This is a genomic window from Aequoribacter sp., assembly GCF_965659035.1.
GTDB lineage: Bacteria > Pseudomonadota > Gammaproteobacteria > Pseudomonadales > Halieaceae > Aequoribacter.
Window position 1 is genome coordinate 1 of record NZ_CBFHWH010000060.1, and the last position, 12,428, is coordinate 12,428.

At 52.6% G+C, this 12,428-nt stretch carries 12 protein-coding genes; 3 read left to right on the plus strand and 9 right to left on the minus strand.

Annotation, left to right across the window (positions count from 1 at the left end; all coding sequences use genetic code 11):
• The 6 genes from gltX to ACTF5Z_RS08890 form a co-directional block, all read right to left on the minus strand.
• A partial coding sequence (gltX, locus tag ACTF5Z_RS08865) for a glutamate--tRNA ligase (RefSeq protein WP_438985321.1) occupies window positions 1–901 on the minus strand: 901 nt, incomplete at its 3' end.
• Window positions 902–962: 61 nt separating this feature from the next.
• The gene (locus ACTF5Z_RS08870; RefSeq protein WP_423849561.1) at window positions 963–2,276 is read right to left on the minus strand and encodes an amidohydrolase family protein; all 1,314 of its coding nucleotides are present in this window, start codon (window positions 2,274–2,276) and stop codon (window positions 963–965) included.
• Window positions 2,273–3,616, minus strand: a complete 1,344-nt coding sequence (locus ACTF5Z_RS08875; protein WP_438985322.1) for an amidohydrolase family protein — start codon at window positions 3,614–3,616, stop codon at window positions 2,273–2,275. The genes ACTF5Z_RS08870 and ACTF5Z_RS08875 overlap by 4 nt, the downstream gene beginning before the upstream one ends.
• On the minus strand, window positions 3,613–5,112 hold the full coding sequence (locus ACTF5Z_RS08880) for an FAD-binding domain-containing protein (protein ID WP_438985323.1): 1,500 nt from the start codon (window positions 5,110–5,112) through the stop codon (window positions 3,613–3,615). The genes ACTF5Z_RS08875 and ACTF5Z_RS08880 overlap by 4 nt, the downstream gene beginning before the upstream one ends.
• On the minus strand, window positions 5,109–6,014 hold the full coding sequence (locus ACTF5Z_RS08885; RefSeq protein WP_438985324.1) for a GIY-YIG nuclease family protein: 906 nt from the start codon (window positions 6,012–6,014) through the stop codon (window positions 5,109–5,111). The genes ACTF5Z_RS08880 and ACTF5Z_RS08885 overlap by 4 nt, the downstream gene beginning before the upstream one ends.
• Window positions 6,015–6,026: 12 nt before the next feature.
• Entirely contained in the window at window positions 6,027–7,415 is a 1,389-nt protein-coding gene (locus ACTF5Z_RS08890; protein WP_423849565.1) for a M28 family peptidase, read from the minus strand.
• A gap of 134 nt (window positions 7,416–7,549) precedes the next feature.
• On the opposite strand from ACTF5Z_RS08890, the gene dusA reads away from it, so the two are divergent.
• From dusA to ACTF5Z_RS08905, 3 genes are read left to right on the plus strand one after another with little or no spacing between them, the layout of a single operon-like run.
• Window positions 7,550–8,572 (plus strand): tRNA dihydrouridine(20/20a) synthase DusA, encoded by a 1,023-nt coding sequence (gene dusA, locus ACTF5Z_RS08895; RefSeq protein ID WP_438985325.1) that lies wholly within the window; start codon window positions 7,550–7,552, stop codon window positions 8,570–8,572.
• Window positions 8,569–9,522 carry a transaldolase gene (gene tal, locus ACTF5Z_RS08900; RefSeq protein WP_438985326.1) on the plus strand — a complete coding sequence of 318 codons (954 nt, stop codon included), beginning with the start codon at window positions 8,569–8,571 and terminating at the stop codon, window positions 9,520–9,522. The genes dusA and tal overlap by 4 nt, the downstream gene beginning before the upstream one ends.
• Entirely contained in the window at window positions 9,516–9,962 is a 447-nt protein-coding gene (locus ACTF5Z_RS08905) for a TerB family tellurite resistance protein (RefSeq protein ID WP_438985327.1), read from the plus strand. The genes tal and ACTF5Z_RS08905 overlap by 7 nt, the downstream gene beginning before the upstream one ends.
• A gap of 13 nt (window positions 9,963–9,975) precedes the next feature.
• Here ACTF5Z_RS08905 and ACTF5Z_RS08910 read toward each other — a convergent pair whose 3' ends face one another.
• The 3 genes from ACTF5Z_RS08910 to ACTF5Z_RS08920 form a co-directional block, all read right to left on the minus strand.
• Window positions 9,976–10,461, minus strand: a complete 486-nt coding sequence (locus ACTF5Z_RS08910) for an STAS domain-containing protein (RefSeq protein WP_438985328.1) — start codon at window positions 10,459–10,461, stop codon at window positions 9,976–9,978.
• The gene (locus ACTF5Z_RS08915) at window positions 10,454–11,647 is read right to left on the minus strand and encodes a PP2C family protein-serine/threonine phosphatase (protein WP_438985329.1); all 1,194 of its coding nucleotides are present in this window, start codon (window positions 11,645–11,647) and stop codon (window positions 10,454–10,456) included. The genes ACTF5Z_RS08910 and ACTF5Z_RS08915 overlap by 8 nt, the downstream gene beginning before the upstream one ends.
• Window positions 11,648–11,737: 90 nt before the next feature.
• Window positions 11,738–12,427, minus strand: a complete 690-nt coding sequence (locus tag ACTF5Z_RS08920) for an MlaA family lipoprotein (RefSeq protein ID WP_438985330.1) — start codon at window positions 12,425–12,427, stop codon at window positions 11,738–11,740.
• Window position 12,428 lies beyond the last annotated feature (1 nt).

Below are 12,428 nucleotides of genomic sequence, written 5' to 3' on the forward strand. Positions count from 1 at the left end.
CGTCCTGCATTTCGGTGAGCGAGAACTTTTCGCGTTCGTCGGGCATAGACCAGCCCATACGCCCCAGGTAATTGAGCAAAGCCTCGGGCAAATACCCCATGCGCTCGTAGTACAAAATACTGGTTGGGTTCTTGCGTTTACTCAACTTCGACTTATCGGGGTTACGCAGCAGGGGTAAATGGCACAGGACCGGCATTTCCCAGCCAAAATACTGGTACAACAACTGATGTTTAGGTGCCGAATTCAACCACTCCTCGCCGCGCAAAACATGGGTAATACCCATCAAATGGTCATCGACAACATTCGCTAAGTGGTACGTAGGTAAACCGTCAGACTTCATCAAGATTTGAGCGTCCACCATGCTCCAATCCAAGGAGACCGTGCCACGCAGCAGATCTTGCACTTCGCAGCTGCCCTCTTCCTCAGGGACCACCATACGAATAACCGAGGGCATCCCCGCAGCTTCACGACGCGCGACTTCGGCCTCGTCTAACTTTAAATCAGACGGTTTGAGTGCCGTGCTTAAGCCAGATTCACGGCGTTGCTGACGCAGCTCTTCAAGCTCTTCGGGCGTGCGATAGCATCGAAAGGCTTTTCCGCTTTGGAGCAATTGGTCCGCGTATTTCACATACAACTCCGACCGTTCACTTTGACGGTACGGCCCGCAATCACCCCCAACATCTGGACCTTCATCCCAGTCCAAACCCAGCCAGCGTAAGCTGTCTAAAATAGCTTGTTCTGATTCGCGGGTGCTGCGCACTTGGTCAGTATCTTCAATGCGCAAAATAAATTGCCCGCCATGTTGGCGAGCAAAACACAAATTAAAGAGTGCGATATAAGCTGTGCCTACGTGAGGATCCCCAGTAGGCGATGGAGCAATGCGAGTGCGCACAGTAGTCATAGTACGGCCTTAAAAAATCAAAGGCCGCATTATACTGACCTATGCCCCCATGCGCACGGGCTTATCGATAAGCGGGCGGCAATTCAGACTTTAAATCAAGGTAGCGGTCGCGCAGCTTGGTCTGACGATTACTCAGGTCCATAACCTCGCCTCGGATAAACACATGGCTAGGGTAGGTATCAAGCTCTAGTGGATCACCATCCCACACGACCAAGTCAGCAATAGCGCCAGCTTGTAACTGCCCCACATCCGCGTCAAAACCAAGCAAGCCGGCGGCCGATCGCGATAACGCGCGGATTGCCTGTTCCCACTGCAAACCATGCGCCACAGCTAAACCAGCAACTTGCCGCATATTTCGGGCATTATGCGTCGTCGCATTTTCGCCACTGAACGCGATTTCAACCCCGGCTCGACTCAAGATTGCCGCGCTATCGAGGCGAGCACCTAAGTGATCAAAGCTGACGGGTAAGTTATTTTCGCCGTTTAAAATGACACCAATATTTGCCTGCGCCAGTTGCGCCCCCAATTTCCAGGCCTCAGCGCCGCCAATAATGACCATACGAATACCAAATTGCTGCTGAATTTTCAGCGCTTGCGCAATGTCCGCGACCCGATCTGCATGAACGAGCAAAGGTAATTTACGACTTTCAACCAATGCGAATTGCTGCACATCCTCAACAGAGAACGGTGCGCCCTCCAGTGCCTCGGGCAAGGCATACCGTTTAGTTACCGTACCGGACTCATTGTAGAGCTTTCCAGCCTCAAGAGCCGCCCGCAACCCCGCGACTGCAGCCGCACGCGAACCGCCTGCAGCGTCTTTGCCGCGATCACCAAGGTAGGCCACCACCGCCGCCGAGCGCACGCGAATAGACTCTAGTTGTCCACTCAAATCTGCCAGAGCAGCGGTACCCGCAAAGATGCGGTCATAGCCGCCTTCATCACCGTCGTTGCTCAAAGAGGGCATTATCAAGGCCGAGGTAAGACCCTCCGTACGCGCTACGGGAATCAGTGTCGATGCCGCGTTAAAGGCATCGGCTACTTCAAATGCTGCGGTTAACTGCGCGTGTTTCGTGCGAGTATCGACGCTGTCACCGACCGCCCCCACCTCTTCTAGCCCCAGATTACCCGAGGCTGCCACAAACCCTGAGGTGACCCAACGACCCTCGGCATCAATAAGATCCATCTCATCTGTGACGGGAATGTTTTCGCCTATCGCTTGAATCGTACCTTGATCAACGATAATCGTGACGCCTTCTTCAATGGCTCCCTGTGAATTAACGATATTTGCACCGGTAATAGCCGTGGGTGCAGCCAAGCAGAATGGTGCTGCTAAGGCTGTTACCAAACCGAGACCCCACATTGTTTTGATCTTCATTGACCACCTCCAATCACGCCATTTCCCAAACCAAAATCCATCATGGGCTGTTTAGAGACATCAGCACGGTCAAATACCACGGCTCCGTCGATGTATACCTGTTGTGCCAGAGCATAAACACTGAATGGATCATTGTTCCAAACCACAAGGTCTGCCATTTTTCCTGGCTCTAAGCTACCGGTCATAGCGTCAATCCCCAGGGCTTTTGCCGCATTCAGGGTGATCCATTGAATGGCTGTCGACTTGGGTATGTTAATTCCAGCGCGCTTCGCCGCGCCCACAACCTTAGCTGTTTCTTGGTTGAGTCGCTGAATACCGTGAGCATCGTCACTGTGTACGACCGCACATGCGCCAGCCTCGTGCAACAGCGCTGCATTCTCTTTGATACCGTCGTAGGCTTCCATTTTAAAGCCCCACCAATCGGCCCACACGGCAGAGCAAACCCCTCGATCGGCCAGTAGGTCAGCAATTTTGTATGCTTCAACCGCGTGGTGAAAGGCCGTGACCTTGTACCCAAACTCCTTAGCCACATCTAGCATCGTTGCCATCTCATCGGCGCGGTAGCAGTGGTTATGGACCAGGATTTCACCGTCCAACACGCCTACCAAGGTTTCTTTGGCTAAATCTTGCTTGGGTAGAGGATCACCTTTTTCTTTGGCTTTCTCGATTTTGGCTTTGTAATCTAAGGCATCAATCCAAGCTGCTCGATAACCCGCAACATTGCCCATTCGGGTCGAGGGTGCTCGACCTTTATTGCCGTAAACGCGTTTGGGGTTTTCTCCACAGGCCATTTTCAAGCCATATGGCGCCCCAGGAAACTTCATGCCCGCTACCGTACGCGAGGGCACATTCTTTAAAGTCACCGTGCGCCCGCCAATAAGATTGGCCGAGCCCGGAAGAATTTGTAATGCGGTAATCCCACCCGCCAATGCGGTGACAAAACCCTGGTCCTGAGGCCAAACGCTATGCTCAATCCATACATCCGGCGTCGTCGGAGCCGTCATTTCATTGACGTCAGAATGGGCGCGAACTCCTGGCACTCCGCCAGCGCCTAGGTGCGAGTGTACATCAATAATACCGGGGGTCACCCAGGCACCCTCTAACTCGACGACCTTCGCGCCACGAGCTTTCAGGTCTTTACCAACCTTAGCAATCTTTCCATCTTTTATGAGCACATCACCGTTGTCGATTTGCTCGCCTGTACCCGTCAAAATCGTACCGCCCTTTAGCAGTACTGTCTCTGACGGAAGCGGCGCGTAAGTACTGGGGTAGGGCTCAGCCTGCGAAAGCATTGGCACAACCAATGCCAGCGCGCTGAGCCAGCGCAGTGTTATCTTCACCTTAGTTCTCCTTTATTACTGTGTTGCGTCTTCAAATGTGTGCGCGTTTCGACATGTCGGTAGAGTACGCGGTTTATGTCTTGTCTGACCAGCGGGTTTTGGCGACGATCCCAATAAACTGCGCGCGCCGCTTTGTGCGCCTGGGCAATATCAATCACTGGATCTGGGTAACTCAAATCCATACATGCGCGTTCGATGGGACCCAGCACCCAAGGGGTGTGCACGAGGGGGACGGGTAGTTCGCTCAGCTCGGGCACCCATTTTTTTATAAAGACCGCATCGGGATCGTGATCCAAACCCTGCTTAACTGGGTTATAAATTCGCAGAGTATTAATACCGGTAAGCCCTACTTGCATTTGAATCTGGGCGTAGTGAATACCTGGTTCAAAATCTAAAAACCACTGTGCCAGTTGTCGCGCAGCGAATTGCCAACGCCCCTGCATCAAGTGACACAAAGCGCTCACGATCATCGCCCTACCGCGGAAATGCAGGTATCCGGTGCGTTGCAAACAGCGAAGACAGGCGTCTAGATACGGTATTCCTGTATTCCCTATGGCCCAGGCTTGTTCATTCGCCGGGCTGTAGTCATCCTGAAATTGGTGATAACCAAAATTCATCGGTTCAAACTCAATGCGGTCTTCCGACTCGAACTTCTGAATAAAATGGCAATGCCAATGCAAACGTGAGTTTAACGCGCTCAAGGCTCTTCCCCACCCCGACCGACCGCGCTCTGCTTGAAGCCGCTGATACACTTGACGGATACTCAAATTACCCCAAGCTAAATAGGGCGACAAACGCGAGCAGTGCTTGCGACTCAGGAGCGGTTTCGACAGCGCTTTGTGGTAGATCTTACCGCGCTCGTCAAAGAAACTATCCAGCGCATGCTGCGCAGCGCCAACACCGCCAAGTTGATGCGAAGGGTCTCGTGTGCTCCACGCTTTCAATAGCGCACGATCCATCATATAGTCAGAAAGGCATCGCTGTTGGTCCGTAGCTGGCAACAACTGCGCCCACTCAGGCTCAGCCAGCGGCTGAGACATCACTCTGTGCCAATCGTGAGCCCACCCATCGCGCGAGTATCGGCCGCGCTTTACACCATTTGAGCGATACTCCTGCCATTTTACATGATGCTTCCGGCACCATGCCGAAATCGCTTTATCACGCTCATACGTCACTCTAAGACCCGTCTCTTCGTACGACAGCAAATTCGAGATCGGATGGTGTGCGTGTATGGCGGCCAGGACCTCCAGCATAGATCCTTTGAGTATATAAACTCGCTGATTTAAAGGCTCTAGGCGACTGTTCATTTCCAGCAAGCTTTGTGTAACAAAACGCCAGTGCCTCTCGCTGTAGTGCGGGTCATTAATAAGCTCGGGCTCGAATACATACAGCAGCAACGTGGGCCTACCATTCGCGGCAGCGGCCAGCGGAGCATGATCTTCAAGCCGAAGATCACGCTTAAACCATACAACTTGAAGCCCCTCGCTTGCGCTCATAAAAACCGATTACTCACTGCGACGAGATCGCCATTGTCATCGAGTTGATGCAACGCAACACGATCGTTGCGCAAAAAACTCAACAAAATACGATACGCGTCGCGATCGACCACTTCATTCCAGTCAAAATCAGCCTCCAAACCCGCCATAGGGCGCTCAAACGAGCCTAAATAAGTCCAGTAGTGAAATACATGCCAGCCCTGTGCAGTGCCCTGTGGAGCTTTTGACCCAGAGTGACTGGAATCATCCCATTCTCTTACCCATAAGGGTCGGTGATAGGGCCAAACCACCAATTGAAACTGCGCAAACAAGTCCAACAGCGCTGCATTGTAGGCCTCGGCACTTTGTTCGCCACAACACGCGCCATCACAGCGCTTGATCTGACGCCCAAAACACCGCCCTTTACCACGATCGAGCCCAACGCGCTGCAAGCATAAGCCGTGCTCGGCGGCATGATTTCGCAACCAGTTTTTAAGTTGAGTTTGATTAGCGAACAGTCCATAGCAGTATCCAAGCTGCTCGACCTGCTCTACTTTGCGAGGCTTAACGACAAAATACCCTTGGTCGTCTGCCAGCAGCTCGGCCGTCCAAAGCGCACGCTTCTTTCGTAAACGTCTGTTAAACAGGGGCTGTTCGCTTTTAACGGCCTGGCTCTCCACCAACAGAGCTGAAAGCTCATCAGCGGTAGTTTGACATTCGATTCGCGTGACACCCTGCATCAATTTTGCATGCCGTGGTTCTTTGCGTGCCGTTTGAAAATGCGAGCGAATCCTCGCCTGAAAATCGATCGTTTTGCCAACGTAGAGCAACGCGCCCTGATCGCTATAAAAGCGATATACGCCAGTGGCTTTTGGCAGGCGCTCCTGGATTTGACCATCCACCCAATAACTAGGTTGCGTCACGCGTAACGTACTCTATTTAAAGGACACGCCCTCGCGCAAGGCAACGCTCAGAATCGCGGCGTACACCCCCACATTCTGATCCAAAGAATGCCGCTCCAACTTATCAAGCGTATCGTCGGGCGTATGGTGGTAATCGAAATAGTCCCAACCGTTTTGTAACGGGGTGATAACCGGCACGCCCGCCTGCGCCAGCACCGAAATATCGGGGCCGCCCGTCGCACCCGGCTTACCCGGGATAACGCCCCAAGGCGACAGCATCGCTGTCATGCTCTTGATCAAGGGCAGAGCTTCATCAGCAACACCATGATCTAAACGCCAGATATCCCCTGCCCCAAAATCGGATTCAAAAGCCAATATGATTTTGTCCAAGTCGGCTTGGTGTTTTTGTGCGTAGGCTTTAGCACCCACCAGCCCTACTTCTTCTGCACCGAACAGTACAACACGAAGCGTACGGTCAGGACCTTCGGGCATGGCATCCATGAGGGCTTTTGCAGCAGCAACGACAACACCCACGCCAGCGCCGTCGTCTAGTGCACCCGTGCCCAAGTCCCAAGAGTCCAAGTGCGCGCCAATAATCACGACTTCATCGGGTCGTGTACGCCCCCTGATCTCGGCGACAACATTACCCGATTGCGCAGCGGGCAGATACTCGCTGGTCAGCACCAACTCTACTTCCACCGAATCGTATCGATCCAGCAAACGCCCTAGCTGATCAGCATCTGCGCCAGACACCGCCGCAGTTGGAACAACGGGTAGGTCAGAGGTTCCCGCCCGTTTCATTTGTCCGGTGTGCGCAAAGCGGTGGCCCGAAGTGCCAACACTCCGTATGAGCGCCCCTACAGCACCTAAACGATACGCTTGCTCGCCGGTCTCGCGCCGTTTGCGGACTGCAGCACCGTAGCCGGCGCCGTCTTGGGTACGTGCCATCACTTGGTCGACAAAAACGATCTTGCCCTCAGCGGCACCATCCGGCAGCGCTTGCAGCGCATCGGGCGATTCGACGCGCAAGATGGCGCCTTTTACACCCGCTTCACCAGTGCTGGCACTGCCACCGAGACCCACCAGCACCAGAGGCTGCTCGGCAGGCGCAACAATGCGACCACGCTCGATATGTCGCTCCCACAGAGGTACGTCAAAAGGCTCGACGGTAACTGAGTCAAATCCCAACTTCGTCAGTTCAGATACCGCCCAATCTCGAGCGCGCGCTTCTGCTTCAGTGCCGGCCAACCTCGGTCCCACCTCGGTCGTTAAGGACTCGACAACAGAGTACGCAATATTACTGTTTGCCGCCTCGTAGCCAATTGCGCGCGCCTGATCCACCCAGTCCTGCGATAGCGGCTCAGCAACGCTAGCGCATGTCCAAAAAGTCAAAGCCGCTATGGCTGATCGATGAAGTCGCATGCTGTTCTTTCCTTACAATTTGTGATCCGCTCAATCGCGGTCAGAATTTCTGTTTTCAGACCATTATGGGAGTATACGTAGTCATTCACCAAGCAGTTCGATACACTTGCCGCCAAGTTCGAACGGCAAGCCAGATGACGACGGAAATCTCCCTTAAAAGCCCTTACTCAGAGTCTATTCGCCTCAGTACTGCTCCTATGATGGAGTGGTCTGATCGTCATTGCCGGTACTTTTGGCGTTTAATTGCTCCACAGGCTTTGTTGTACACCGAGATGGTCACGACCGGCGCCCTGTTATTTGGTGATAAACCCTATCACTTAGATTTTCATGATAGTGAACATCCCATAGCACTACAACTCGGCGGTAATGAACCCGACGCTCTCGCTCGCTGCGCTGAGCTGGCTCAGAAATGGGGTTATGACGAGGTGAATCTTAACTGTGGCTGCCCCTCTGACCGCGTGCAATCCGGCGGATTTGGCGCCTACTTGATGGGCGAACCCAAAACAGTTAGCGCATGCGTTCAAGCCATGCAAAAAGCAACCGACTTACCCGTTACGATCAAACACCGTCTTGGCATAGATCATCAGGATTCCTACGAGGAACTACTCGAGTTCGTGCAAACGGTGGCAGAGGCTGGCTGCCGCCATTTTGTAGTACATGCGCGCAAGGCGTGGCTCAAGGGCTTATCGCCCAAGCAGAATCGCGACCTCCCGCCGTTGAACTATGAATGGGTCTATCGCTTGAAACAAACGCTGCCTGAGCTCACCATAGTCATAAACGGCGGTATCACCCAACCACAAGAGTGTATAGAACACCTACAGAATGTTGATGGCGTCATGATTGGACGAGAAGCCTATTATCACCCATGGCATTTACGCGCTATCTCCGAAGCGGTGTACGGCAAGCAAAACCTATTAAGCCAGCCAGAAATCATGACCGAAATGGTGCGATACAGCAAAGAGCAACTCGAAAAGGGTGTTAAACTCAACCACGTCACTCGACATTTGATAAACTTTTATCAGGGTTGTCGAGGTGCGAAGCAATTCCGGCGTTACCTCAGCGAACACGCACACAGACCCGGAGCCAACGAACAGATACTTGTCGACGCCCTAGCCTTAGTGGAGCAAGCGGGAGTAGACCAAAAGGAAAGCGCATGAACAAGCTAGAGCAGTTAAAAAGTATGACAACAGTGGTGGCTGATACGGGAGATATTCGCTCGATCGCCCAGTACCAGCCCCAAGATGCCACGACCAACCCGTCGCTGCTACTCAAAGCCGCTCAAGATGACCACTTTCGGCCGTTTTTAGACCAAGCGCTAGCGCAAGCCCAGCAAAACACTCGCGACTCCGATGCGCAACGTATTACCCGCGCCGCTGATGAATTTGCTGTACTAATGGGCGCTGAAATTGCCAAACTGGTACCGGGTGTTGTGTCTACCGAGGTCGATGCACGCTTGTCTTTTTCGACACCGGAAACCGTCAATAAAGCCTTGAGCTTGGTCGAAGCCTACGATCGATTGGGGCTGGGCACTGACCGCATTCTGATAAAAATTGCGGCTACGTGGGAGGGCATACAGGCAGCAAAAATACTGGAAGCTCAAGGCATACACTGCAATCTGACCTTACTGTTTGGGTTTGGGCAAGCGCAAGCGTGTGCGGATGCCGGCGTCTTTTTGATTTCACCTTTTGTTGGTCGAATACTGGATTGGTACAAACAAAATACCAACATCGAGATCATCGATCCTCTCGATGACCCTGGCGTACAATCAGTGACTCGAATTTTTAACTACTACAAAACCCATGGCTATCGCACCGTTGTCATGGGCGCCAGCTTTCGCAACCAGGGCCAGATTGAAGCCCTCGCGGGTTGTGATCGCTTAACGATTAGCCCAGATCTTCTGGCGTCATTGCAAGATGATTCAGGCGCACTGACACGAAAGCTCGATGCCGCTGGCGCCGCATCCGACACACCGAAACAAGCACCGTTTGAGGCGAGCTTTCGCTACGACTTGAACGCCGATGCCATGGCGACCGACAAACTATCGGACGGCATTCGCCGCTTCATTGCCGACCAAGAAAAACTGGAGCAACTGATTAAGTCATGCTGATCAAAGTCTTCAAATCATTGTTTGAAAACAGCGCCGACACCAACCCGCGCACGACAGAACACACCTTAGCTCTGGTCGCGGCCGCGCTGCTTTACGAGGTCGCACGTGCTGACTTTGAACAAGACGCTGAGGAAGAAGCCACATTGACAAAGGCCCTGCAAGAGGCCTTTGGGTTAGACTCAAAAACGCTAGCTGACATCAAACAACAAGCCAGCGCGCAAGTCGATGAAGCCACGTCACTGTACGAATTTACCCGAATCATTAACGATCATGCAGACGCTAACGACAAGTACATCATTGTAAAGCTCATGTGGCAGGTCGCTCTCGCGGACGGTGAAATCAGCAGGTACGAGGAACACTTAATTCGTCGCGTGGCAGAGTTGATCTACGTTTCACATTCCGATTTTATTCGCGCGAAACATAGTACTTTGAAAGGCTAGCTCCGTAAGAGACCTACTGGACTAACTCCAAGGCGTTTAATAGGTCTTTAAAACGCGCTTCGTTTTCAGTCGATATCGACATCAGGGTGCGATGCGCATCAAGGACTTTGGCGTGCATCTGCTTCTCGTCGCTGCCCTGAACCGCAAGCTCACTGGTTTCGCCGTCGGCGCAGCACAACTCTTCATGAATGTGAAATAACTGACTGAAACCCATCGAGCGAATCAATCGGCTGATCCCCGCCTTGCAAGAATAGAGGTCAGGCTGGATGTGAAAATCGGCCTCTACCCGCAGCGCCACCTTCGCCAGCATGCCAAGCGTCGTGCTATCTAAATTCTCGGCTTCACATAAATCAACGATCAAGGTCTGAAACTCGGGATCGGCCACCATAGCTTCTAGGTAATCGTCTAAAGTTGTCGACAATGTCAGGCGAACATCACCGCAAAGTCTCAACAAATAAGCCCCAGAGTCGTTCGCCGCTAGTATTTGAGCATCAGCCATTGTTCGCCGCTCGTGTGATAAATAGTGCCGCGATATCGTCGGGGATTTCTCGCGCCTGCGCAACGCCTAGGTCTTCAAGCACTGCCTGATAATCGCCCCTACTGCTGTCAATGATGGACCTTAAATTCGACTCTTTGGCAATAAGATCCTCACCATCGATGAGCTCCAGTACACCGTCAGAGAACATTATCAGCATAAACTCTGATGGCAGCTGGACTTCATGCACACAATAGCGTGCGTGCTCCATTAACCCAACCGGAGCGCCCTCACCCACTAAGTATTCAGCGCCCAGAGGCGTTTTCAGGATCGGTTGTGGCAAATGTCCCGCCACGCTGTAGGCCAGAGTGTTCTCTTTAATGTTCAACAGGCCCACAATCATGGTGGCGTATTTACCCACCGCTAAGTCGAGCAGCTCTTTGTTGGCGTGCTCTAACATCGCACCCAGATCGAGCAAGGTGTGATCGTTCCTGCGAATAAAATCGGAGCGTTTTCGAGCAAAGAGGTTTTTTAACAACACCGTGGCAAACGCAGAAGAACTGCCATGACCGGATACATCGGCCATGAAGAAGACCACGTGATCATCCCCAACGGTAACGTATTCAACAAAATCGCCACTTAAAAATAATGATGGGTACATACTGTGACGGAATTCGTAACCATCGACGGTTAGGGGCGAATTCGGCAGCATTCGCAGCTGCACCTGTCGGCCGGCTTGCTGATCTTGTTCCAGCACCGTTACCGCGTCGCGCAGCTCGGTGTTGGTATGTTCCAGCGCCCGTTTAGAGTCACTTAATTCTTGCCGTATGCGTCGACGCTTAACGCAGCGCTCAATAGAGGCATTAAGGGCGTTGACATCGAGGATCGGCCGTACAAAAAAGTCACTCACACCAAGTCTCAGGGCCGTTAGGATTATCTGAGCCTCTGCCTCGTCTGCAAACATGATGGCGGGCACGTGGATGTCAAGATCGAGAATAGCGTCTTTAGCGGACTCCCAAGAAAACTGCGTCAAGGAGGTTTCACAGACCAGCAGATCTACCTCACTACCATAGTCAAGGGGCTCATTCACACCGAAAGGGTCTTGAATCACCCGGACGCTGTGTCCCAGTGACTGAAGCAATTCGACGGACGCTGCGGCTCGCACTGAGTCGTCGTCTATTAAAATAATGTTCGCGACAATATCGGTCATCGATTTCGCTTGCTAAAGGCTTGGTCTATGGTAGCAAAACATTACCGAGGTGCAATCTTATGTCACAAAAATGCGAATAATCACCGCTTTTCACAAGGGATTATCTTCGAAGTCTTCATCAAGCCAGTCGTCATCGAATTCTGAGAACACATCCTCAGGTTCCTTCGTCTCGCTCTCAATGCGCGCTGATCGCCGCTGCAAGTAGGCGTCTCGGAGGAAGATATAGCGATCACCCGACAACAGCGCGTCAGCATCAAGTAGCTCGGCGCGTTCGTCGACCACTCGCAAGCCGTACAGACCATTGCGCCCATGCGTAGAGTCGATGTAGGCCTCGGGTGACAGATAAATATCGCCGATAGAACCAATACCGCTACGCAGGGTTCTGGGCCCAAAAAATGGCACCATCAAATACGGCCCTCGCGGCACCCCCCAAATGGCCAGCGTCTCCCCGAGGTCGGTTTCTCTGGACTCCATTCCCATGGGTGTCGCAACGTCAAACAATCCAGCAATGCCTAGGGTTGAATTGATCGCGAAGCGTCCTCCGCTCGCAAGAAATGCATCCACCTTGCCCTGCAATAAACTGTTCACAGCAGAGTTGAACTCGCCTAGATTGGCAAAAAAATTACCGATTCCACGCTCAGCGACATCGGGAGTCACCTTGCGATAACCCTGTGCAGCAGGCCTTAAAACCCATTGATCTAATGTGTCGTTAAACACGAACACCATACGATTCACGTCCTCGAACGGGTCAGGATTGTCGTCGTCTTCAAATGGATCCATG